The following is a 25869-nucleotide window of genomic DNA, read 5'->3' on the forward strand; positions in this document are numbered from 1 at the left end:
TACTATATTATGAATTATAAGAATATAACTATTATATAGGATATAATCATTTTTACTAGGGGGAGGTAGCTATGAACGAAGTTTACAACATAGGAATAGATGTAGGTTCAACTACTGTTAAAGTGGTTGTATTAAAAAATAATGAACTAATATACAAAGAATATATAAGGCATTTTTCTGATGTAAGAAAATCAGTTGAAAATGTATTAAATAATGTTCAGAAAACATTAGGAAATATTAAGACGAGTATATTAATGACCGGTTCTGGAGGAATTGAAATAGCAAAGAGTCTAGATATAAAATTTGTCCAAGAAGTCATCGCAAGTACTAAGTCTATAGAAACTTATAATCCTGATACAGATGTTGTTATAGAATTAGGTGGAGAAGATGCTAAAATAACATACTTAACTGGTGGAATAGACCAAAGGATGAATGGAATTTGTGCAGGAGGTACAGGAGCATTTATTGATCAAATGGCATCTCTATTAAAAACAGATGCAATAGGTTTAAATGAAATGGCAAAAAACTATAATGTAATATATCCTATCGCATCAAGATGTGGTGTGTTTGCAAAAACTGATATTCAACCATTAATTAATGAGGGAGCTAATAAAAGCGACATAGCAATGAGTATTTTTAATTCAGTAGTAGTTCAAACAGTAAGTGTTTTATCCTGTGGACGAGAAATTAAAGGTAAGATTGCATTTTTAGGGGGTCCGCTATATTTTCTATCAGAACTTAGAAAAGCATTTAAGATAAATTTAAAGTTAGATGATGATATAATTTTTCCTGAGAATGCTCAATTATATGTAGCTATGGGAGCTGCTATTTTATCACAAAATGAAGAAACTGTTTATTTAAATAATTTAATTGAAAAAATAGGTGATTTTAAAAGTAAATCTATATCACATGAAAAAACATTAGAACCCTTATTTGAGAATGAAAAAGAATATAAAGAATTTATTAATAGTCATAATGATAATTTATCATATAAGTCAATAGATAATTTTAAAGGTGATTGTTTTTTAGGAATAGATGCAGGTTCAACAACTACAAAGGCAGTATTAATAGATAATGATTGCAATATATTATATACCTGTTATAAAAGTAATGAAGGTAAACCTTTAGAATCTACTATAAGTATATTAAAAGATATATATTCTAAGATATCAAATGATAGCAAAATAGTATTTTCAACTGTTACAGGATATGGTGAAGGTTTAATAAAAAAAGCATTAAACATTGATAAAGGAGAAATAGAAACAATAGCTCACTATAAAGGTGCAAAACATTTTAACCCAAATGTTGATTTTATTTTAGACATTGGTGGACAAGACATGAAATGCTTAAAAATAAAAAATGGTGTTATAGATAGTATTATTTTAAATGAAGCTTGTTCAGCTGGATGTGGTTCTTTTTTAGAAACATTTGCTCATTCTTTATCTATGGATATAGAAGAGTTTGCTAAAAAAGGTATCTATTCAAAACAACCAATAGATTTAGGGTCAAAATGTACTGTGTTTATGAACTCTAGAGTAAAACAAGCCCAAAAAGAAGGGGCTAGTATATCTGATATATCCGCAGGACTTTCTTATTCTGTTATAAAAAATGCATTATTTAAGGTTATAAAACTACGCAATATATCTGAGTTAGGAAATAATATAGTAGTCCAAGGTGGAACGTTTTATAATGATTTAGTTCTTAGAGCTTTTGAAAAATTAATAAACCATAAAGTAACAAGACCTAGTATATGTGGGATAATGGGAGCATTTGGTGCAGCATTAATATCTAGAGAAGAATATACAAATGGATATAATACATCTTTAGTTAATAGGGAGAATATTGAAAATATAAAGTTTGATTCTACCATAGATAGATGTAAAGGGTGTTCGAATAATTGCTTATTAACTATAAGTAAATTTGGTAATGGTGATATATTTGTATCTGGTAATAGATGCGAAAGAGGGGAGCTTCTTTATACCAATCAAAATAATTCAAACCAAAAAGAGTATATAAACTTATTCAAATATAAATATAACAGATTATTTAAATATAAACCTTTAAAACTTGAAGATGCACCTAGGGGTGAAATTGGAATACCTAGAGCTTTAAATATGTATGAAAATTATCCATTTTGGTTTACATTCTTTAATCATTTAGGCTTTAGAGTTGTTTTATCTAAAAGGTCATCAAAGAAAATATATGAAAAAGGTATAACTTCTATAGCTTCAGATACTGTATGTTATCCAGCTAAAATGGTCCATGGGCATATAGAAAATCTAATAGAAATGGGCGTAAAAAATATATTTTATCCATCAGTAGTATATGAAAAAATAGAAGATACTACTAGTGATAATCACTATAATTGTCCAGTAGTAATTTCATACTCAGAAGTAATTAAGAATAATCTTGAAAAAATAAAAGATGAAAATATTAATTATATAAACCCATTTATAACTTTAAACAATAAATCTAAGTTAAAGAAAAAACTATATGAAGAACTTAATCTTTATTTTAATATATCTAAAGATGAAATTTCTAAAGCTGTTGATTTAGCAGAAAAAGAACAAGAAATATTTAAAAATGATATAAGAAGTGAGGGCGAAAAGGCCTTAAAATACATTATAGATAATAATTTAAAAGGAATAGTTTTATCTGGTAGACCTTATCACCTAGATCCAGAAATAAATCATGGTATTCCAGAATTAATAAACTCTCTAGATATGGCAGTCTTAACGGAAGATTCAATATGCCATTTATCAAAAATAAGTAGACCTATAAGAGTAGTTGATCAGTGGGTATACCATTCTAGGTTATATAAAGCTGCTGAGCTAGTAAAAAATACAGATAATCTAGAATTAGTTCAATTAAATTCTTTTGGTTGTGGGCTTGATGCTGTTACAATAGACCAAGTTCAGGAGATATTATCAGAAAAAGATAAGATATATACTGTTGTAAAAATAGATGAAGGAAGTAATTTAGGTGCTGTAAAAATAAGACTTAGATCTTTAAAAGCTGCTATTAAAGAAAGAGAACTAAATAATATAAGTGTAAGTACTACGACGGAGCAGAAAATAAAATATGAACGAAGTCCAAAAGACCCACTAAAAAATACAATTTTAGTTCCACAAATGTCTCCTATTCATTTTGAATTGATAGAAGAAGCTATAAACTTAAGTGATATACGAATAAAAGTCATCAAAGATATAGGTAAAGATGTAATAGATGAGGGACTTAAGTATGTTAATAATGATGCTTGTTTTCCAGCTATAATTACCATAGGGCAATTAGTAAAAGCATTAAAATCTGGAGAGTATGATTTAAATACAACATCAGTTGCAATTACACAAACTGGTGGGGGATGTAGAGCTACAAATTATATTGGTTTTTTGAGAAAAGCTATGAGAGATGCTGGCTTTGAAAAAATACCTGTAATATCCTTAAATATAAATGGTCTAGATGGAATGGATATAAAGAATAAAATAACACTTAAATTAATTAATCGAGTACTTATGGCTTGTATATATGGTGATTTATTAATGAAAGTGCTTTATAGAGTTAGACCATACGAAAAATATCCTGGAAGTACTAATAAACTTTATGATAAATGGATGAATATATGTAAATCTTCACTAAAAAATTGCAAGATGGCAATATTTAAAGAAAATATCAAAAATATAATTTATGATTTTGATAACTTAGAAATTATTGATATATCAAAACCAAAGGTAGGTTTAGTTGGTGAAATACTTGTTAAATTTCATCCAATAGCAAATAATTATTTAGTTGATATTATAGAAAGTGAAGGTGCAGAAGCTGTGGTACCTGAACTGATTAATTTCTTTTTAACATGTGCATATAATACAATTTATAAGCACAAATATTTAGAAGGTAACTTTAAAAACAGGATAGCAGGAGAATTATTTATAAAAATAATAGATATATATCAAAATACATATAAAAAAGAGTTAGATAAGAGTAAAAGATTTTCTTCTCCAGAACATATAAAACAAATGGCTTATGATACATCATCAGTTGTATCTTTAGGAAATCAAACTGGGGAAGGCTGGCTACTTACAGGTGAAATGATTGAATTGATAAATGAGGGAGTATATAACATAATATGCATGCAGCCATTCGGATGCTTACCTAATCATATTATAGGAAAGGGGTCTATAAAAGAATTAAAAAGAATCAATGAGTCTGTAAATATAATACCTATTGATTATGATCCGTCAGCAAGTGAAGTTAATCAATTGAATCGAATAAAACTTATGCTATCAAAAGCCTTCGATAATCTAGAATCTTTAGAAAATGAAGAAATTAATTATGAGAAAGATATTAATAAAAAAAATGAGTATGGGGTAAATTTTAATAATATAAATATATAAAAAATAGGTAGGTTTTAAACTTAATAAAACCTACCTATTTTTTATATATAAACTATTTTTTATATGCATAAATGTCATACTATTTTATTTTAATCATGAATATAAAAATTGAAAATGAAATAAAAAAAAAATTTTTTTCAAAAAACTTTCTTAATTATTTTAACATAAAATTATATTTTTAGTAATATATAGTTAAATACTCATTTTTATAATTTTAACGTTTTCCGATATATTATAATACCTTTTTAAAATGCAGGTTTGAAAAAATATATTGCATTTTTCTAAAAAGTGTCCTACAATTTAGAAAAGGAAAATTTTGGAATATAATAGTTTTATAAACTAAAAATAGTGTGTAGCGTATAGGGGGTGCAAAATGAAATATTTAGTAGTAGGGGACTGCGCCATATCTATAGAATTTGGAAATGAAATTAGTTATGAAATAAATAATAAAATAAAAATATTTAATAATCTTATTAAATCCTTAAATATAGAAGGCATAATAGAAACAGTTCCATCATTCAAATCTCTATTGGTATATTATGATCCTTCAAAGTTATATTTTGAAGAAGTAAAACAAATCTTATCTAACATTTATAAAAATATAGACACCAAAGTTAACAATAAAAAGAGAGTTATTGAAATTCCAGTTTGTTATGATGAAGAATTTGGAGTAGATTTAGAGTTTGTAGGAGATTATACAAATTTATCTTTAGATGAAATTATTAATATACACAGTTCTAAAGAGTATTTGATATATATGCTCGGCTTCTTGCCTGGATTTGCATACTTAGGGGGTATGGATAAAAAATTAGTTACTCCAAGATTGAAAAATCCAAGATTAAAATTAGATGCTGGAGCTGTTGGAATCGGGGGAGAGCAAACAGGAATTTACCCATTGTCTTCACCAGGTGGGTGGAGAATAATTGGAAAGACTCCATTAAAGCCATATGATTTAAATAGAGAAAAACCTATTTTATATGAAGCAGGCGATTATATAAAATTTAAGCCAATTAATAAAAAAGATTATTATAAAATAAAAGACTTAGTAGATAAGGGAATATATGAGTGTAATGTTATTGAAGGGAGTGCTTAATATTGGGAATTATCATTCATGACGGTGGATTATATACAACTGTTCAAGATTATGGGAGATATGGTTATCAAGATGTGGGATTCTCAGTGTGCGGTGCCATGGATAAAAGATCTTTAGCTATTGCCAATATGTTAGTTGACAATAAAGAAGATGAAGCTGGATTAGAAATAACACTGGTTGGTCCTAAGATAGAGTTTACTAAAAGTAATTTTATTTCAATAACAGGAGGGAACCTAAAACCAAAAATAAACGGTATAGAAGTTGATATGTATAAAGCAATTTTCGTAAATGAAAAAGATATATTAACTTTTGAAAATGCAAAATCCGGTGCTAGAGCATATATAGCTTTTGCAGGTGGATTAAATATACAAAGTATAATGGGAAGTAAATCAACTAACGTAAAATGCTCTTTAGGTGGATACAAAGGAAGAACTTTAAAAAGTGGTGATTTTATAAGCTTCTCATCGCCTAAAGATTACTTACCTAATTTTTTATCTAGATATTTAAATTACAAAGATGAACATAGTGAAGATATAGTATTAAGAGTTATTTTAGGTCCTCAAGATAATGAATTTACAGAGGATGGTCTAAAAACATTCCTTTCAGCCTCCTATAAAGTAACTAATGATTTTGATCGAATGGGGTGTAGATTAGATGGACCTAAAATAGAACATAAAACATCAGCGGATATAATATCAGATGGTATTGTATTAGGATCAATACAAATTCCACCTAATGGTAAACCAATAATTATGTTAGCTGATAGACAAACTACAGGGGGATATACAAAAATCGGAACAGTAATATCTATAGATATAAGAAAATTAGCACAAAGCAAGACGGGAGATATAATTAAGTTTAAAGAAATATCTTTAAATGAATCTCAAAAGCTTTATAGAGATGAAGTGAATTATTTACAAGAAATCAAAAGAAAAATAAATAAACCATGTATAGAAGTCTTAAATCCTAGAAATACATCTAAAAGGATTAAACGTTTATTTAATAATTTATAAAGAAGATTTAACAAGGGGGAATAGGACATGGAGTTTGAAAAATTATTAGAGTTAATAGATATAGTAGAAAAATCATCATTAAGTAAATTCTCATATAAAGAAGGGGACACAGAAATAAAATTTGAAAAGAAAAATGAGAATCAAGTAACTATTAAAACAAATAGTGATAACTTTTTAGAATTGGAAAGAGAGGGAAATACTTTACAAGATGATAAGTTTGATTATATAAAGTCACCATTAATTGGAACTTTTTATAAATCTCCATCACCTAATGAAGCTCCTTTTATATCAATGGGTGATAAGTTATCTAAAGGTCAAACTATAGGAATTATAGAAGCTATGAAGGTTATGAATGAAGTTAAATGTAACTATGATGCAATAGTTGAGGAGATTTTAGTTGATGATAGCGAGACTGTAGAATATGGTCAGTGTTTAGTTAAAATAAAATTAATTTAAGTATTGGAGAATAGATTATGTTTAATAAAGTGTTAATTGCAAATAGAGGGGAAATAGCAGTGAGGATAATAAGGGCCTGTAAAGCTCTTAATATAAAAACTGTTGCAATATATTCAGAGGCAGATAAAAATTCACTTCATACTGAATTAGCAGATGAAAAGTTATGTATCGGACCACCTAACCCTAGAGAAAGTTACTTAGATATTAATAAAGTAATAAGTGCTGCTATAGTAAGTAGAGCAGATGCAATACATCCAGGTTTTGGATTCTTATCTGAAAATAGTAAGTTTGTAGAGTTATGTAATAAAAATAATATAAAATTTATAGGTCCTAATAGCAGCACAATAGATTGTATGGGGAACAAATCTAAAGCTAGAAATACAATGATTAAAGCAGGAGTTCCTGTAGTACCAGGAAGTACTAATCCTATATATAAAAGTGAAGATGGTAAAGTAATTGCAGATAGTATAGGATATCCAGTTATTGTCAAAGCATCCTCTGGTGGAGGAGGCAAAGGTATGAGAATTGTAGAGTGTGAACAAGATTTTATAAGCCTATTTAACATAGCTCAAATTGAATCTGTAAATGCCTTTGGTGATAATACTATGTATGTTGAAAAGTATATTAAAAATCCTAAACATATTGAGGTTCAAATATTAGGTGATAGCTTTGGAAATGTAATACATCTTGGGGAGAGAGATTGTTCTATTCAAAGAAATCATCAAAAAATGATAGAAGAATCGCCTTCACCAATTATTACTGAAGAGATTAGGTGTAAGATTGGTGAATGTGCAGTAAAAGCTGCAAAAGCTGTTAATTATGAAAATGCAGGTACAATAGAATTTTTACTAGATGAAAATTTTAATTTTTATTTTATAGAGATGAACACAAGAATACAGGTTGAACACCCAGTAACAGAAATGGTAACTGGCATAGATCTTATTAAAGAACAAATAAAAATCGCAGCTGGATTAAAGCTATCTTATAATCAGAGTGAAATAAATATAAAAGGTCATTCCATTGAGTGCAGAATAAATGCAGAAGATCCTTCTAAAAACTTTTTACCTTCACCAGGACAAATAACAGCTCTACACCTTCCAGGAGGAAACGGAGTTAGAATAGATACAGCGATTTATAGTGGATATAAATTACCTACTAACTACGATTCTATGATAGCTAAAATAATAGTTCATGGTGAAGATAGACATGAAGCTATACAAAAAATGAAGTCTGCATTAGATGAACTCGTCATTGAAGGTATCGAAACTAATTCAAATTTCCAATACTCGATTATGAATAATAAAGTATTTATTTCAGGAAATGCAAATACAGGATTTATAGAAGAATTATTGTCTTAACAATATATTAATTAATATAAAAGGAGAATATAATATGATTTATTCAAATGAATCTCCTAGTGTAATCAGAAATTTGATACGTAAAGGAGAGTATACAAAACCTACTGCAGGTATGTGCAGCGGATATGCTCAAGCTAATTTAGTCATTTTACCTAAAAGCTTAGCTTATGACTTCTTACTATTTACTCAAAGAAATCAAAAATCATGTCCAATCTTAGAAGTATCTGATGTTGGGAGTAGAAGCTTAAAATATATAGCTAAGGATGTTGATATTGCCAAGGATATTCCTAAGTATAGAGTTTATGAGGATGGAGTTTTAACAGGAGAATATACAGATATAGAACATTTATGGCAAGATGATTTTGTAAGTTTTTTAATAGGATGTAGCTTTTCTTTTGAATCCGAACTAATAAAAAATCAAATAGAAATAAGACATATAAGTGAGAATTGTAATGTTCCTATGTTTATAACCAATATAGAGTGTAAAGAAGCTGGTATATTTAATGGCAATATGGTAGTAAGTATGAGACCAATACCATATAATCAAGTTGTTAAAGCAGTTAATGTGACCTCATTATATCCAAAGGTTCATGGTGCACCTATACATATTGGTAATCCTAATGAAATAGGTATTAAAGATATTAATACTCCTGATTTTGGAGATTGTGTGAGTATTAAAGAAAATGAAGTGCCTGTATTTTGGCCTTGTGGTGTAACTCCACAATCAGTTGTTATGAATGTAAAGCCTAAGATTGTAATTACACATTCACCAGGACATATGTTAATAACTGATATAAAAAATGAAGATTTAAAAGACTAGTTTGTAAAGGGGATAATTTATGTATAAGGTAGACTTAAACTGTGACTTGGGAGAAAGTTTTGGAAGATATAAATTGGGACTAGATGAAGATGTTATTAAGTATATATCATCTGCAAATATTGCATGTGGATTTCATGCATCAGATCCTACTGTAATGGATAAAACAGTAAAACTTGCAAGTATGTATAATGTTTCTATAGGTGCTCATCCAGGATTTTTAGATTTATTAGGATTTGGGAGAAGGAATATGGATATTTCTTTAGATGAGGCAAAATGCTATATAAAATATCAGTTAGGAGCATTATATTCATTTTGTAAGTGTAATAAAACTGAATTAGTTCATGTAAAACCACATGGTGCTCTTTATAATATGGCAGCTAAAGATTACAAATTAGCTAAGGCTATATGTGAGGGAATTTACGAATTTGATAAAAACATTATACTACTAGGATTATCTAATAGCAAAATGATTGACGCTGCTAAAGATACTGGAATTAAATACGCAAGTGAGGTATTTGCAGATAGAGCATATGAAGAAGATGGATCTTTAGTAAGTAGAGACAAAGAAGGTGCAATTATTACTAAAGAAGAGATAGCTATATCTAGAGTAGTTGAAATGGTCAAAACGAAAAAAGTCAAAAGTATAACTGGAAAGTATATAGATGTGAAAGCTGACTCCATTTGTGTTCATGGAGATGGCATTAAAGCATTAGAGTTTGTAAAAAAAATAAAAGAAAAGTTTGCTAGTGAAGGCATAGAAATAAAACCATTAAGTGAAGTAATTTAATCTATGAAAATAGTAATAAAGAAAGGGGAATATAAATGGAAGCTTTAATAGATAATGATTTAAAAGAAAGTAAATTTAAAGAAAGATTAAAAAATATAGGTCCAGGGGCTCTAATTGCAGCAGGATTTATAGGGCCTGGAACAATTACTACTTGTACTAGATCCGGTGCAAGTAGTGGGTACACATTATTATGGGCAATGCTATTTTCAACAGTTGCTACAATTATTTTTCAAGAGATGTCTGCAAGACTCGGTATTGTCACGCAAAAAGGGTTAGGGGAGAATATAAGAGAAAAAATTTCTAATAAGGTATTAAGAGGGATAGCTATATTTATAGTAATAGTAGCCATATTTCTAGGAAATGTAGCTTATGAAACAGGAAATTTAGTTGGTGGATCTATGGGGCTATCAATATTAGTACCATCTATACCAAATACAGTTTGGGCTACACTTCTTGGCTTAATAACATTTGTATTATTATGGTCAGGTAATTATAAAAAGATTGAGAATATATTAATAGGTCTAGTATTGTTAATGAGTGTTACTTTTTTTACTACAGCTATAGTATCTAAGCCAGACTTAGGAGCTATTATAAAAGGTATGTTTATCCCTAAAGCAGGAGCAAATGATTGGTTAACAATAGTTGGACTTATTGGTACGACAGTAGTTCCATATAACTTATTTTTACATGCATCCTCTGTATCTGAAAGATGGAAAAGTGCAGAAGATTTAAAAAGTGCTAGAATTGATACAGTAATATCTATAGGTTTAGGTGGCCTTATATCTATGGCTGTTATTATTTCAGCTTCAGCTTCTTTCCATGGAACAGGAGTAGAAATAGATAGTGGAGCAGTCATGGCTCAACAATTAGAACCATTGTTAGGCTCATGGGCAAAATGGTTCTTTGGTATAGGTTTATTCTCAGCTGGATTTACTTCAGCTATAACAGCACCTTTAGCGGCAGCATTTGCAACAACAGGTTCTTTAGGTCTTGATAGTGATATGAAAGGTAGTAAATTTAGAGCTATTTGGATTATAGTTTTAGGAGTAGGAATAGTACTAAGTGCTTTTGGTATGTCTTCAAGTCCGACTGAGTTAATATTAGTAGCCCAAGCGGCAAATGCAGTTATATTACCTATAATAGCTATATTCCTTATATTTACGCTAAATCATAAAGATTTAGGTAAGTATAAAAACAAACTTTGGAATAATGTATTTGGTCTATTTATACTAGGAGTTACTTTAGTTATAAGTTACCGTTCATTATTATCATTTGTTGACACATTAAAAGGATTATTTATATAAACTATAAAAAAAGAGAGTAGAATTTACTAAAATGGATCCTATATGGTGGACACGAGAAAAAGCGTGTCTGTCTATATGGGATCTTTTTTTGTACAATATTAACTAAGAGGTGATTATAAGATGAGTAAAAAAATATTTACAGAACAAGAGATATTAGAATTATCTAAAAATAAATATGTAAAAAATGTAACTGCTAAAGGTATAACTTATACTAATGAGTTTAAATTGCAGTTTATTGCTGAATATGAGAATGGGAAAACTTCAAGAGCTATTTTTGAAGATGCAGGATTTGATGTTAATATAATTGGAATTAAACGTATAGATTCTGCTAGTCTAAGATGGAGAAAAGCATATAACGATAAAGGTATTTTAGGTTTAGAAGATACTAGGACTTTAAATTCAGGAAGAACACTTAATAGAGAATTAACTATTGAAGAGATTATTGCTAAGAAAGATGCTGAAATAGAGTATCTTAAAGCGGAGCTTGAATTGATAAAAAAGTTAGAGCTGCAAGAAAGGCAGGTGATAAATAAGAAAATACCTGCATCTAAAATATTTAGACTAATACAAAATTTAATTCAAAGTTTCAATCTTAAAAACATGACGAGACATTTATGTAAAATTGCTAATATCTCTACTTCAGGTTACTATAATTTTTTAAATAATTTTAAGACTAGAAGTATAAAGGAAAATAAAGATCTTATATCTAAAGAAATTATCTTAAAAGCATTTAACTATCGTGGATATAAGAAAGGATCTAGGTCTATAAAAATGGTATTAGAAAATAAATTCAATATTATAATGAATAGAAAGAAAATCCAAAGAATTATGAGAAAATATAATATTACTTGTCCTATACGTAAAGCTAATCCATATAAGCGTATTGCTAAGGCTACAAAGGAGCATAGAGTAGCTCCTAATAGACTAAATAGAGAATTTAAGCAAAACATACCTGGTAAGGTAATGTTAACTGATATTACATATATGCCGTACGGCAATAATAAGATGGCATATTTATCTACAATAAAAGATTCATCAACAAATGAAATATTAGCCTATAATCTTTCTAATAACTTAGCTATAGATATTGTAACTGAAACTATAAATAAATTAGTTAAACTAAAGTCATTTAAATTACATAAAGATGCATTTATTCATTCTGACCAAGGCTCTCATTATACAAGTCCAATCTTTCAAAAATTGCTTAAAAAATATAACTTGGGTCAATCTATGTCTCGTAGAGGCAATTGTTGGGATAATGCTCCGCAAGAATCATTCTTCGGACATATGAAGGATGAAATTGATTATAAAAGCTGTGAAACAATAGAAGAACTTAAAATATTGATAGATGATTACATGGATTATTACAATAATGAACGTTGCCAGTGGAATTTAAAAAAGCTGACTCCTGTGCAATACAGGAATCAGCTTTTAGTAACTTCTTAAGAACCCTTTTTTTCTAGTGTACTTGACAAAGGGTCCATTTTATACTATGAAGCTCTCTTTTTTATTTGCATTTTAAAATCAATATTTTATGTTTTGTTGAATATAATTTACACTACTTGAAATATCGCTAAATTTTTTATTATCTATAAACATACGCTCTATATTATTATACAAGTATTTATTATCAAAAACTTTTTCTACACTTACTTCAAAGTTATCTTTAACTTTATTTATATAGATGCATCTTGTATATTTGTAAAAACATTTAAATATAACTACTTTATTCATAGATGTCTGCAATAAAGTGTATTCGCCTAAACTTATAGATGACTTTAATATATTGAACATAGATTAACAAATCCTCCTATTTAGCCTATAAACGTATTGTTTCCAATATTTGTTTTTATATATCAAATATATGTATAAATTATAAGCAAAGGTGCCACTAAAAAGCATAAAGAACGTATGTTCTCACAACTTTTTAATAGCACCTTATAGTTTAAAAGCATAAACATAATTAAAATCTAGTAAAACTATCTATTAGCCTCTGATGTAACAATATCATAATTTTGTTTTTCTTTAAAAATAAATTTTAAAAAAATAGGAGCTACGATAGTAGTTACTACTACAACAATAATTACAGGTCCTAACATAGCATTTGATATAAGACCGAGAGCTTCCCCCTTACTAGCAACTATAAGAGCAACTTCTCCTCTTGATACCATACCAATTCCAATTTGAATAGACTCTCTATTAGAAAACTTACAAATTTTAGCTCCTAACCCAGAACCAATTATTTTAGTTAGTACAGCAACTACAGTAAGTATAATAGAAAACATAATTATATCAAAATCCATATTAGGTAAAGAAATTTTAAGTCCGATACTTGCAAAAAATACAGGTGATAATAGGGCATACGAGACGATATTTAATCTATTTGAAATAAATTCTTTTCTATCTATATTAGATAGAACTAAACCTGCAATAAAGGCACCTGTTATATCAGCCACACCAAATACTTCTTCAGATGTATACGCTAGTAATAAGCAAAATACAAATGAAGCTATTATAAATCTTCTTCTATCTCTATTTTCATATTTAGACCAAGCATCAAATACTTTGTAGGAAATAATCCCTACAACTATAGCGAAAATAAAGAAAGCAAATATTTTAAATAATATGAATCCAACATCTACTGATGTATCTGCAATGCTACTTATAACAGTTAATGCTATAATTCCTAAAATATCATCTATTATAGCAGCTCCTAATATAGCCGTTCCTACCGATGTATTAAGCTTTCCCATTTCTTTTAAAGTCTCAACAGTTATACTAACTGATGTTGCTGTTAATATAATACCAATAAATATGTTTTGTAAGAATACGCTTCCGTTCATATTTTCTGATAATATAGGTATATCATAAAAGTAAGCAACAAGAAATCCTCCAACTAAAGGTACTAAAACTCCAAATAAAGCAATTATGAAAGAAGCTTTACCTGTTTTTTTAAGCTCTTCTAAGTCTGATTCAAGTCCAGCGCAGAACATTAGTACAATTACTCCCAATTCTGATAGCTGTATTATAAAATTTGTTTCTGTTAGAATATTAAGCATAGCTGGACCTAATATTAAACCAGCTAATAAAGCGCCAACAACTTGTGGCATTTGAAATTTTCTCGTTATTAGACCTAAAACCTTAGTACTCAATAGTATTAGAGCTAAGTCTAATAAAAACTTATAAGACATAATCTAAACTCATCCCCTTTTCCTACAATGATATACATTGTATACAAATATTCCCCTTCACTGTTAGTCTAGTCTTAAATATTGATATTTTCAACTTATAATTTGAAAATATAGCAATTGATACTATTATATATACAAATAAATGGATAAAATCTTTAAATATTAAAAATTCTATAATTTTGTTATAATAGTTTATGTAATTTATTATTAGATTTGATTTAAAGGAGAACTTATGAATAAAAAAACAGTATTAATAACAGGAGCCTCTAGAGGTATTGGAAGAGCGATTGCAAGATTATTTGCTATAAATAATTATAATGTTGTAATAAACTATAATAAATCTGAACATGAAGCTAAGGAGCTTTATGAAGAACTAAGTGAAAAAGGGTGTTCTGTAAGAATATTCAAAGCAGATGTATCAGATATTTCTGAGGCAAATTCTTTAGTTAATTATTGCATAGGTCAATTTGAAAAGATTGATGTCTTAATAAATAACGCGGGAATTAGTAAAAATAATTTATTTACTGACATTAGTTATGAAGAGTGGCACGAAGTAATGAATGTTAACTTAAATAGTGTTTTTTATGTAACAAAAAAAGCATTACAATATATGATTCCAGAAATGAATGGTAAAATTATAAATATATCATCTATTTGGGGAATAGCAGGAGGATCTTATGAAGTACACTATTCTGCTTCAAAGGCAGCTATAATAGGAATGACAAAAGCATTAGCCAAAGAATTAGGACCATCAAATATAAATGTAAACTGTATAGCTCCTGGTGTAATAAAAACAGATATGTTAAATAATATAAATGAAGATACAATTGATATGTTAAGAGATGAAACGCCTTTAATGAGACTAGGTACTCCAGAAGACATAGCAAGATGTGCACTGTTCTTAGCAAGTGAAGGTGGAGATTTTATTACAGGACAAGTAATAAGCCCTAATGGAGGATTTGTAATATAAAGTTTATAAAAACTTATTATTTTTAATTACATACTTAATAACTTAGATAAATATGCAGATGGGTTTACATAATAAAAATATATTAAACTTATAGCTACATAAATCTATTTTTTGATTATAGTTCATAAAATAAAAAGAAAAGCCCATATAAGAGCTTTTCTTTTTGTTACATATCTGAATCTGACTTTGTATTTCCTTCAGGATATGGATTGTTAGTATTAATAACTCTAAAATTCGTAATATTAGTAGTTTCACTATCAGTGCTTTCTACTATATCTAAAGCATCTTTTATTTGTTGATATTGATCGTTGTATTTATCTAGTGTTAGTTCATCTACTTCTGTACTAAATGATTTATTTTTTTTCATTTTAAGTTCACTCCTAAGTATTATAAAATTATAATTAGTATTTACTATATTGTAGAAAGTTAATACTAATATTTTTTAGAATAAATTTATAAACAATGGATAATATATTATTAGTAGCTAATCAAGTTACTTTCTATATATACTATATAAAAGCTAGAATAATCTAACCTTTTAATAGTATCCTTTGGGTATATAGAATATATGCTTAGGTGACTGTATAATTGAAAACTATACTATTAGATATAAGTAATATATTAAGAAATACCTAGCTTAATATAAGTGCTTAGCTAGTATGTCTTCTACCAAAGGAAAGATAAGTGCTAAATACACAAATTATATTTAATAAAGCATAGGGAGAAAGAGTAGCCTATAAGTTATTCTTTTGTAAAAAGCATTAGATTTGATATATAATCCAATCTAATGCTTTTTATTTTTTATATTAATAATTTTTTTGAAAATTAAAATAAAGAATACTATAATAATCTTATAAATTATTTTAATTGGTTTTGGTAAATACTATTATTATATAGTATCTATCATTAATATAATACAAAATGGAGGTTTTTAAATGGATATAGAAAAAATGACCGTTAGGGTACAAAAAAGCTTAAATGAAGCCTTTAATGAAGCTGTAAAACACCATAATCAACAGGTAGATACAATACACTTATTTTCTGCTTTAGTTAATCAAGAAGATGGTCTTATACCAAACCTATTAGAAAAATTAAATATATCAGTTGAATCATTAAAGCAGACTATAGATTCTGAATTAAATAAACTGCCTCAAATTTATGGTGAAGGAGTTAGTTCACAAGGAGTAACAGCTTCTAGACGTATAAATGAAGTGTTACTAAAAGCTGAAAGTATTTCAAAAGAATTTAATGATTCTTATATTAGTGTAGAACATGTAATGCTTGCATTAATTGATATGGAATCTAACACTGCAGTGGGAAGAATATTAAAGCAATATAATATAAATAAAAATGATTTTCTAAATGTATTATCTCAGGTAAGAGGAAATCAAAGGGTAGAAACTCAAGATCCTGAAGGAACATATGAAGCATTATCTAGATATGGAACAAACTTAGTTGATTTAGCAAAAAAACATAAATTAGATCCAGTAATAGGTAGAGATGAGGAAATTAGAAGGGTTGTTAGAATACTTTCAAGAAGAACTAAAAATAACCCAGTTTTAATAGGTGAGCCTGGAGTAGGTAAGACTGCTATTGTAGAAGGTTTAGCTGAAAGAATAGTAAGAGGAGATGTTCCAGAAGGGTTAAAAGATAAAATTATAATATCACTAGATATGGGTGCATTAATTGCAGGTGCTAAATATAGAGGTGAATTTGAAGAAAGATTAAAAGCTGTATTAAAAGAAGTTCAAAGCTCAGAAGGAAAGATAATATTATTTATAGATGAAATCCATACTATAGTAGGAGCTGGAAAAACAGAAGGTTCAATGGATGCAGGTAATCTTATAAAACCAATGCTTGCTCGTGGAGAATTAAACTGTATAGGAGCAACGACTTTTGATGAATATAGACAATATATAGAAAAGGATAAAGCCTTAGAAAGACGTTTCCAACCAGTTATCGCCGAAGAACCTAGTGTTTCAGATACTATATCAATACTTAGAGGTCTTAAAGAGAGATTTGAGATACATCATGGGGTTAGAATTCATGATAGTGCTATTGTAGCTGCTGCTAAGCTATCTGATAGATATATTCAAGATAGATACCTTCCAGATAAAGCAATAGATTTAATAGATGAAGCTGGAGCTATGATTCGTAGTGAGATAGATTCAGTTCCAACTGATTTAGATATAGTTAGAAGAAAATTATTTACTTTAGAGACTGAAAGAGAAGCTCTTCTTAAAGAAAATGATGATAAGAGTAAGCAAAGATTAGAAAAAATAACTAAAGAAATAGCAGAACTAAAATCTAAAAATGATGAAATGACTGCTAAGTATGAAAAAGAAAAAAGTCAGATACTTGAGATAAGAAACTTAAAATCTCAATTAGATGAAGCTAAAGGTAATGTAGAAAAATACGAAAGAGAATATGATTTTAACAAAGCAGCAGAAGTTAAGTATGGAGTTATACCAAAACTTGAAGAACAAATAAAAAATCATGAAGAAAATATGCAAAAAAGTTATGAGAATGCCTTATTAAAGGAAGAAGTAACTGAAAATGAAATTTCTGAAATAGTAGCAAAATGGACAGGAATACCTGTAACTAAACTTATGGAAGGCGAAAGAGAAAAGCTACTTAAGCTTGAAGATGACCTTCATAATAGAGTAATTGGACAAGATGAAGCTGTAACTGCAGTTGCAAATGCAGTAATACGTGCAAGAGCAGGTCTTAAAGATGAGAAAAAACCAATAGGCTCATTTATTTTCTTAGGACCTACAGGTGTAGGTAAAACAGAGCTTGCTAAAACGCTAGCAAATAATTTATTTGATAGTGAAGATAATATAATAAGAATAGATATGTCAGAATATATGGAAAAACATGCTGTATCAAGATTAATAGGTCCTCCTCCAGGTTATGTAGGATATGAAGAAGGTGGACAATTAACAGAAGCTGTTAGAAGAAGCCCATACTCAGTAATTTTATTTGATGAAATAGAAAAAGCTCATGAGGATGTATTTAACTTATTCTTACAAATATTAGATGATGGTAGACTTACAGATAATAAAGGTAAAACAGTAGATTTTAAAAATACACTAATAATAATGACATCTAATATAGGTAGTAAATATCTTTTAGAAGCTAATAACGGTCAAATAAGTGAAGAAACTAAAGAATTTGTTATGAATGAAATGAAGAGTAGATTTAAGCCTGAGTTTTTAAATAGAGTTGATGATATTATTATGTTTAAACCTCTTGATAAAAATGAAATCAAAAAAATTATTGATATATTTATGAAAGATTTAAAAAGAAGATTACATGATAAAAATATTTCTATTGAAGTTACTAATGATGCAAAAGATATTATGGCAAAAGAAGGATATGATCCAGTATATGGAGCTAGACCACTTAAAAGATATATAGGAAATACACTTGAAACAATGATTGCTAGAATGATTATAGCAGGTACTATATATAATGGATGTACTATAGTTGTGGATGGAAAAGATGATAATATAGATATAAATGTAAAATAATATAAAAGCCATAGTTTAAATTAAAACTATGGCTTTTACTTATATTTGCTTAAAACCTTCACCTAGCGCTTCGTATATATCATTAATTATAATAAATGCATTTTCATCTATACTTTTTACAAGCTTCTTAAGTGTAACAACTTGTTTTTTTGAAACTACAACAAGTAGAACATTTTTTTCATTATTAGTATAAAAACCTTCACCTTTTAAAATTGTAGCTCCTCTTTCTAACTCTTCATTAATAGCTATACCAATCTCTTTATATTTGTCTGATATAATAGTAAATGAACTAGATGTATTTATACCTTCTACCATTATGTCACTTACCTTAACTATTATATATAAGGCTATAGCAGAATAAAGCGCTATTTCTAACTTTTGGCTAACAACACCTGAAAGTATAACAATTACTCCATCAGCCATTCCCATAAGCTTAGGTACACTAAGAGATGGCATAAATTTATTTGCAAGTAACCCGATTAAATCTGTACCACCTGTACTACCATTAATTCTAAATATAAGGCCAAGTGAAATCCCCATTAAAATAGCACCTGATATGGTAGATAATAAAACGTCATCTGTTACATGAACATAACTTAAATTTTCTGTTATTTTTAATGATGAAGTAAGAAAAGCAATCCCTAAAGCAGTTTTTATGGAGTCTTTTTTACTTAGTATTCTAAATGCAAATATAAAAAGTGGTAAATCAATACTTATATTAATTAACCAAATTGGTAAACCTGTTAAGGTATTTACTAATATAGATACACCAGTTAACCCACCTGGTGCTATATCATGTGGATTAAAAAACATATTAATAGAAACTGACATTAGTAAGCAACCAATAATCAATATAAGTACATCACCAATATTTAATTTTGAATTTTTCACTGAAACACCTCCAAAAGTCTTAAAATTCTACTATCTATTATATATTTCTACTATTTCGGCTTTATTCCTCCTATTTTTAATAATAATAATATAGAAAGTAAGTATATTTTATAATTTTAAGTTAACCAATAAATAAAGCCGTATACTATTAATTTGATTAAAATATGATTATTAAATAATGTATGATATAATTTAAAATTAGTAATAAATAAAATATAAATAGAACACTTTAGGAGGTCACTATGGCAAATACATTCTACATAGTAAGACATGGAGAAACTAACTGGAATATATTAGGTAAAACTCAAGGACATGGAAATTCTAATCTTACTGAAAAAGGTATAGAACAAGCATCTACTTTAGCAGAAGGTATGAAAAAATATCCTATAGATTATATTTATACAAGTGATTTAGGTAGAGCTGTAGAAACAGCTAATATCATAGCAGATAATTTGAATTTAAAAGCTATTCCTACTCCAAGTTTAAGGGAAATGGGATTTGGTGTATGGGAAGGTTTATTAATGGATGAAATAAAAAACAATTATGCTGATATTTATAATGCTTGGAGAAATACACCTCACTTAGCAAATATTCCAGGTGGCGAAACTTTAGAGATTATAAAAAGTAGAGTTGATGAGTTTATTAAAGATTTAAATGAAAAACATGATAATAAGCATATTGTACTTGTTAGCCATTCTGTAACAGTAAGAGTTATTTTATTATCTTGTTTAAATTCTGGACTTGAAAATATATATAGAATAAAACAAGATAACACAGCATTAAACATTGTTGAATTTAGAAATTATGGTCCTGTTATAATAAAAATGAATGATACAAGCCATTTTAAAACTAATTATAGTACCAAAAAATCCGCTTTAGAATAGATAATAATCAAAATGAAAGAGTCTTAATGGCTCTTTTTATTTTATTATGTTATGGCTATACTTTTTCTTTTTTATAGATTAACTTAGCCATTTTTGGTATAATATATTACTATTGACAGAAGTAACTCTAAATGTAATTTTAATACTAAAAAAGTGACATCTATGTTTAACTTATCATTAATAAGAAAGGAGGAATACACTAATGTCAAAAGTTATTGTAGTTGGCGGTGGACCAAGTGGTATGATGGCTGCACTTACAGCATCTAAACAACATGAAGTTATTTTAATCGAACGAAATAATGAACTTGGTAAAAAACTTAAATTAACTGGTGGTGGTAGATGTAATATCACTAACTATAGAGATATAGAAGAGTTTTTTGAAAAAGTAGTAAATAATAAAAAGTTTTTATATAGTAGCTTTTACACATTTACAAATATAGATTTATTAAATTATTTTAGCTCAAAAAATTTAGAGTATAAGATAGAAGAACATAATGACAACAAGGTTTATACTAAAAGTGATAAAGCAGAAGAAGTTATAGATATACTTAGAAATGATTTAATAAACAATAACGTTAAAATAATGTATAACACAAAAATAGTAGATCTTATAATAGAAGATAATAATATAAAGGGTGTTATAACGCAAGATAATAAAAAAATATATTCAGATAAAGTAATAATATCTACAGGTGGCAAAAGCTTTGAAAATACAGGTTCAGATGGTTTAATGTATGAAATTTTAAAAAAGTATAATCACACAATAAATACTTTATATCCAGCTCTTTCACCTTTAACAATACAAGAAAGTTGGATAAAAAGTTTACAAGGAATAGCACTTCAAAAAGTTGAAATTTCATGTAAAATTAAAAAGAAAAAAATATCTAAAATAGGAGATATGTTATTTGCTCATTTTGGAATAACAGGACCGGTAGTATTAATAATGTCATCATACATAAATAAATTATTAGAGAAAGAAAAAGTTACTTTGACTATTGACTGTATACCGAATATAAGTATAGACGAATTATCAAAGTTATTAAGGGAGAACCCAAATAAAAATGTTATTAATAATTTAAAAGGTATATTACCTCAAAACTTTTTAAAAGAAGTTTTTGAAGTACTTAATTTAACAGATAAAAAAGCAAATGAATTATCTAAAAAAGATGAAAATAGAATACTTGAGTATTTAAAAAATATGCAACTTACTTGTAATGGATGTTTAGGTATAAAATCATCAATGGTGACAAGTGGAGGAGTATCTGTAAAAGAAGTAAACTCATCTACGATGGAATCAAAAATAATAAACAATCTATACTTTACTGGAGAAGTTATTGATATAGATGCTGAAACTGGTGGATATAACTTACAAATTGCGTTCTCTACAGGTTATCTTGCAGGATTAAGTGTATAAGGTGATAAAAATGAAAGTATTAGCAATAAGAGGTGCAACAACAGTATCTTCTAATACAAGAGAGGATATATTAAAAGAAAGTGCTTTACTTATAAAAACAATAATAGACGAGAATAAGTTAGATATTGATGATATAATAAGTATATGCTTTACTATGACCAAAGATTTAGATGCTGTATATCCAGCAGTAGCAGTTAGAGAATATTTGGATATAGTTGATATTCCACTATTAAACTTTGAAGAAAAATACGTTGTTGGAAGCTTAACAAAATGTATAAGAGTACTAATGCATATAAATAGTGATAAAAATAAAAGTGATATTAGGCATATATATTTAAATGAGTCTAAGATTTTAAGACCAGATTTATCAAAATAATTTATAGACAAAAGGAGATACAATATGAATAATTTAGTAATAGCAGTAGATGGACCAGCAGGAGCCGGAAAAAGTACTATAGCGAAAATAATTGCAGATAAATTGAATATAAACTATATAGATACAGGTGCTATGTATAGAGCTATAACTTATAAGTGTTTAAAAAATAATATAGATATAAATAATGAAGATGAGGTAATAAAGGTTGCCCAAAATACAGAAATAGATTTTAGAGATAATAACTTATATTTAGATAAAGAAATAGTTAAAGATGAAATAAGAACAATGGAAGTTAGCAACAATGTATCAAATGTAGCTAAAATCAAAGAAGTTAGATATCTTATGGTAGATGTTCAAAGAGAAATAGGTAAAAGAAATTCTGTAATATTAGATGGTAGAGATATAGGATCATATGTATTCCCAAATGCAGATTATAAGTTCTTTTTAATAGCTACACCTGAAGAAAGAGGTATGAGACGTTTTAAAGAACTTACAGAAAAAGGATATGAAACATCTTTAGAAGAAATAATAAAAGATATTATTAAAAGAGATGAAATAGACTCAAACAGAGAATTTGCTCCTTTAGTGAAAGCAGAAGATGCTATAGAAATAGATACTACTGGAAAGACAATAACTGAAGTAGTTGATTGTGTATTGTCTCAGATAAATCTTTAATATTAAGGGGAGATATGATGAATTTTTATAAGTTTATAACAAAAGTGTTTAAGGTTTTTTCTAAAGTCTTTTTTAAGTATAGGGTTATAGGTGCAGAAAATATACCTGATGAAGGGAATTTAATAATTGCAGCTAATCACAAGTCAAATTTAGACCCTATATTTATTGCTGCAGCAATTGAAAATAGAGAAGTAGCAGCAGTAGCTAAAAAAGAACTATTTAAGTTTAAGCCTTTAGGATATATTTTAGAAAAATTAAATGTTATTCCTATTAATAGAGATAATCCTGATATATCAACAATAAAAAATATTTTAAAAAGTATAAAAAATGGTTATGTATTAGGAATATTTCCAGAAGGAACAAGGATTAAAGAGCCTGGATTTGGAGATGCTAAAGCTGGTTTATCAATGTTTGCTATAAAGGGAAAAGCTTCAGTAGTTCCAATATCAATAATATCTAATTATAAGTTCCTTAATAGAGTTACATTATATATAGACAAGCCAATATCATTTGAAGAGTACTACAGAGAAAAACTTACAACAAAAGATTATGAAAGACTGTCTCAAAATGTATTAGAGGTTATAAAAGAAAACTATTATATTAATTCAAAATAGGGGGTAACAAATGGATGTTAAAATAGCTAAGAATGCCGGTTTTTGCTTTGGTGTAAAAAGAGCTATGAACATGGCATGGAATGAACTAGAAGAAAGAGAAAATGGTATATATGCATTAGGTCCACTTATTCATAATAAACAAGCAGTATCTAAATATGAAGAAAAAGGACTTATGACAGTTGATGACTTAAGTAATATTCCATCTAATGAAAGTGTAATAATTAGATCTCATGGTGTGGGAGAAGAAGTATACACAAAATCTAAAGAAAGAGATATTACAGTTATAGATACAACTTGTCCATTTGTAAGAAAAATCCATAATATAGCTAAAGATTTTAATGAAAAAGGTTATAAAATAATCGTTATTGGCGATAAGAAACATCCTGAAGTTATAGGTATAAATGGATGGTGTAATAATGAAGCTATTATTATAAAAACCTTAGATGAAATTGAAACTATTAACTTTGATCCTAATGAAAAGTACTGCGTAGTATTTCAAACAACTATTAACTTAGATTTATATGATTCTGTGGTTGATAAGCTTTCAGAAAAAATAAATAATGTTGTATTTAAAAATACTATATGTTCTGCTACTAAAGAAAGACAACAATCAGCTAGAGAATTAGCTAGAGAAGTTGATTGTATGGTTGTTATAGGTGGTAAGCATAGTTCTAACACTCAAAAATTAGTAAATATATGTAGTGATATTGTACCTACGTTTTCTATAGAAACTAAAGAAGAATTAAATAAAGATGATTTTTCTAAATATAAAGTTGTAGGTGTTACAGCTGGTGCATCTACACCTGAATGGATAATTACAGAGGTTATTGAATTTTTAGAATCGATTTAAAAGAGAAGTTTAACTTCTCTTTTTTTATGCTTATTATCTTATTATTATATATAGAAGTATAATAATAAGATAAATTCACATACTAAATTAATAGACATTAATATTAAAGGTGATTAAATGTATATATTAGATTTAACTATGAATAATATTTTAAGCGTTATAACTGATGATTTCTATAAAAAAGATGACTACTATCTTATTCTATGTAAACCAGAAGAATTAAAAATTCTTAAGGATCCTTTAGAAATTGATGAGAGAACTTTTGAAGAATGTTTAGAATTTGATGATAATATGAAGTTAGATATATTTGATAAATATGATTTTGTAAGCCTTAATACTTATAAACTTAAAGGTAGAAAAATTTACATAGAAGAAGTTAATATGTATTTTGCAGATCACTTTATACTTATGGTTGTAGAAGATAAACATTTTCTTTATACATATTTAAAAGATATTATATTAAATAAGCGATCATTAAGTACAAACCCTATTGTATATCTTTATAAAATTAATTATTTAATATTAAAAAAAATAATGTTAAATGGTTTTGAAAACTTAGAATATATTGAAGATATGATTTTAGAAGTAGAAGATAATATGATGGATAGTGTATATGATTATCATATGGCTGACATAAATGAATTAAGAAACTTAACAAGGATTATGGTAAAAAATACAAGACCATTACTTTATGTAGGTGATAGAATACTTAAAGATAATATTAGATATATGAAAACCTCTGATATAAAAAAATACAATATAGATAATCTACAAGGTATAGATTTTGGTATAGACAAACTCTACGCTTTTGCTATTTCAACTAGAGAGCTTGCTGATAAATTGCTAGATATCTATGCTTCACAGATGGCGGAAAAAACTAACTCTTTAATAACTAAATTAACTGTATTAACAGGTATAGCATCCCCACTTACAATAATTACTGGAATATATGGCATGAACTTCAAATACATGCCAGAACTTAATTACTATTATAGTTATCCAATTACTATACTAATAATGATTCTAATAATATTAATAGGTTTATTAGTATTTAAAAAAAAGAATATATTCTAGAGTTGACTATAATTTAATTATGTAAACTACGATAATAAAAATGTTAATGAGATAAAAATAAATCATTCTCATTAACATTTTTGTATTATTTTTTTATTAAAACTGCAATTAATCTAAAATTTAGTATGTAAAATTAAAATTTGGCACTTAAAATCTGAAATAAACTTTAAAATCC

Annotated in this window: 22 protein-coding genes; 18 read left to right on the forward strand and 4 right to left on the reverse strand. The window is 27.5% G+C overall.

The features are described 5' to 3' along the window. Positions 1 to 71: 71 nt before the first annotated feature. The 9 genes from HF520_RS05575 to HF520_RS05615 all read left to right on the forward strand — a co-directional run bounded on the left by HF520_RS05575 (position 72) and on the right by HF520_RS05615 (position 12668). A complete protein-coding gene (locus HF520_RS05575; protein WP_168573078.1) occupies positions 72 to 4391 on the forward strand; it encodes a 2-hydroxyacyl-CoA dehydratase in 4320 nt (1439 codons plus the stop codon). A 373-nt stretch (positions 4392 to 4764) separates the two neighbouring features. Beyond that, positions 4765 to 5484 (forward strand): 5-oxoprolinase subunit PxpB, encoded by a 720-nt coding sequence (pxpB, locus tag HF520_RS05580; RefSeq protein WP_168573079.1) that lies wholly within the window; start codon positions 4765 to 4767, stop codon positions 5482 to 5484. Positions 5485 to 5486: 2 nt separating this feature from the next. After that, on the forward strand, positions 5487 to 6497 hold the full coding sequence (locus HF520_RS05585) for a biotin-dependent carboxyltransferase family protein (protein ID WP_168573080.1): 1011 nt from the start codon (positions 5487 to 5489) through the stop codon (positions 6495 to 6497). 27 nt (positions 6498 to 6524) lie between these two features. Continuing rightward, the gene (locus tag HF520_RS05590) at positions 6525 to 6953 is read left to right on the forward strand and encodes an acetyl-CoA carboxylase biotin carboxyl carrier protein (protein WP_168573081.1); all 429 of its coding nucleotides are present in this window, start codon (positions 6525 to 6527) and stop codon (positions 6951 to 6953) included. A gap of 17 nt (positions 6954 to 6970) precedes the next feature. After that, entirely contained in the window at positions 6971 to 8311 is a 1341-nt protein-coding gene (locus HF520_RS05595; RefSeq protein WP_168573082.1) for an acetyl-CoA carboxylase biotin carboxylase subunit, read from the forward strand. Between the two features lie 34 nt (positions 8312 to 8345). After that, a complete protein-coding gene (locus tag HF520_RS05600; protein ID WP_168573083.1) occupies positions 8346 to 9131 on the forward strand; it encodes a putative hydro-lyase in 786 nt (261 codons plus the stop codon). Positions 9132 to 9150: 19 nt separating this feature from the next. Then, positions 9151 to 9918 carry a LamB/YcsF family protein gene (locus HF520_RS05605; protein WP_168573084.1) on the forward strand — a complete coding sequence of 256 codons (768 nt, stop codon included), beginning with the start codon at positions 9151 to 9153 and terminating at the stop codon, positions 9916 to 9918. Positions 9919 to 9953: 35 nt separating this feature from the next. Further along, a complete protein-coding gene (locus HF520_RS05610) occupies positions 9954 to 11222 on the forward strand; it encodes an Nramp family divalent metal transporter (RefSeq protein ID WP_168573085.1) in 1269 nt (422 codons plus the stop codon). A gap of 120 nt (positions 11223 to 11342) precedes the next feature. Further along, positions 11343 to 12668, forward strand: coding sequence for an IS3 family transposase (locus HF520_RS05615; RefSeq protein ID WP_168572206.1), 1326 nt, complete (start codon positions 11343 to 11345; stop codon positions 12666 to 12668). A gap of 78 nt (positions 12669 to 12746) precedes the next feature. Here the strand turns inward: HF520_RS05615 and HF520_RS05620 are convergent, their stop codons facing one another. Together HF520_RS05620 and HF520_RS05625 are read right to left on the reverse strand one after the other, a co-directional pair. After that, on the reverse strand, positions 12747 to 13016 hold the full coding sequence (locus HF520_RS05620) for a hypothetical protein (RefSeq protein WP_168573086.1): 270 nt from the start codon (positions 13014 to 13016) through the stop codon (positions 12747 to 12749). 185 nt (positions 13017 to 13201) lie between these two features. Beyond that, positions 13202 to 14413: a cation:proton antiporter gene (locus HF520_RS05625; protein ID WP_168573087.1), complete on the reverse strand. Its 1212-nt coding sequence runs from the start codon at positions 14411 to 14413 to the stop codon at positions 13202 to 13204. Between the two features lie 232 nt (positions 14414 to 14645). Between HF520_RS05625 and ymfI the strand changes: the two genes are divergently transcribed. Further along, positions 14646 to 15383, forward strand: a complete 738-nt coding sequence (gene ymfI / locus HF520_RS05630) for an elongation factor P 5-aminopentanone reductase (protein WP_168573088.1) — start codon at positions 14646 to 14648, stop codon at positions 15381 to 15383. A 166-nt stretch (positions 15384 to 15549) separates the two neighbouring features. Here the strand turns inward: ymfI and HF520_RS05635 are convergent, their stop codons facing one another. After that, the gene (locus HF520_RS05635) at positions 15550 to 15750 is read right to left on the reverse strand and encodes a hypothetical protein (RefSeq protein WP_168573089.1); all 201 of its coding nucleotides are present in this window, start codon (positions 15748 to 15750) and stop codon (positions 15550 to 15552) included. Positions 15751 to 16318: 568 nt separating this feature from the next. Between HF520_RS05635 and clpB the strand changes: the two genes are divergently transcribed. Further along, positions 16319 to 18916, forward strand: a complete 2598-nt coding sequence (clpB, locus tag HF520_RS05640) for an ATP-dependent chaperone ClpB (RefSeq protein ID WP_168573090.1) — start codon at positions 16319 to 16321, stop codon at positions 18914 to 18916. A 39-nt stretch (positions 18917 to 18955) separates the two neighbouring features. Here the strand turns inward: clpB and HF520_RS05645 are convergent, their stop codons facing one another. Next, a complete protein-coding gene (locus HF520_RS05645; protein WP_168573091.1) occupies positions 18956 to 19807 on the reverse strand; it encodes a YitT family protein in 852 nt (283 codons plus the stop codon). A gap of 242 nt (positions 19808 to 20049) precedes the next feature. On the opposite strand from HF520_RS05645, the gene HF520_RS05650 reads away from it, so the two are divergent. From HF520_RS05650 to HF520_RS05680, 7 genes are all read left to right on the forward strand, one after another. Continuing rightward, positions 20050 to 20691 carry a histidine phosphatase family protein gene (locus HF520_RS05650; RefSeq protein WP_168573092.1) on the forward strand — a complete coding sequence of 214 codons (642 nt, stop codon included), beginning with the start codon at positions 20050 to 20052 and terminating at the stop codon, positions 20689 to 20691. 202 nt (positions 20692 to 20893) lie between these two features. Further along, positions 20894 to 22105, forward strand: a complete 1212-nt coding sequence (locus tag HF520_RS05655; RefSeq protein ID WP_168573093.1) for an NAD(P)/FAD-dependent oxidoreductase — start codon at positions 20894 to 20896, stop codon at positions 22103 to 22105. Between the two features lie 10 nt (positions 22106 to 22115). Then, positions 22116 to 22481, forward strand: coding sequence for a chorismate mutase (gene aroH / locus HF520_RS05660; protein ID WP_168573094.1), 366 nt, complete (start codon positions 22116 to 22118; stop codon positions 22479 to 22481). A gap of 24 nt (positions 22482 to 22505) precedes the next feature. Beyond that, positions 22506 to 23156 carry a (d)CMP kinase gene (gene cmk, locus HF520_RS05665; protein WP_168573095.1) on the forward strand — a complete coding sequence of 217 codons (651 nt, stop codon included), beginning with the start codon at positions 22506 to 22508 and terminating at the stop codon, positions 23154 to 23156. A 17-nt stretch (positions 23157 to 23173) separates the two neighbouring features. Further along, positions 23174 to 23770, forward strand: a complete 597-nt coding sequence (locus tag HF520_RS05670) for a lysophospholipid acyltransferase family protein (protein ID WP_168573096.1) — start codon at positions 23174 to 23176, stop codon at positions 23768 to 23770. Positions 23771 to 23780: 10 nt separating this feature from the next. Further along, positions 23781 to 24620 carry a 4-hydroxy-3-methylbut-2-enyl diphosphate reductase gene (locus tag HF520_RS05675; protein ID WP_168573097.1) on the forward strand — a complete coding sequence of 280 codons (840 nt, stop codon included), beginning with the start codon at positions 23781 to 23783 and terminating at the stop codon, positions 24618 to 24620. A 117-nt stretch (positions 24621 to 24737) separates the two neighbouring features. After that, positions 24738 to 25694, forward strand: a complete 957-nt coding sequence (locus HF520_RS05680; RefSeq protein ID WP_168573098.1) for a magnesium transporter CorA family protein — start codon at positions 24738 to 24740, stop codon at positions 25692 to 25694. The last annotated feature ends 175 nt before the right edge of the window (positions 25695 to 25869 follow it).

The organism is Romboutsia sp. CE17 (assembly GCF_012317385.1).
In the GTDB taxonomy this organism is placed as follows: Bacteria; Bacillota; Clostridia; order Peptostreptococcales; family Peptostreptococcaceae; genus Romboutsia_E.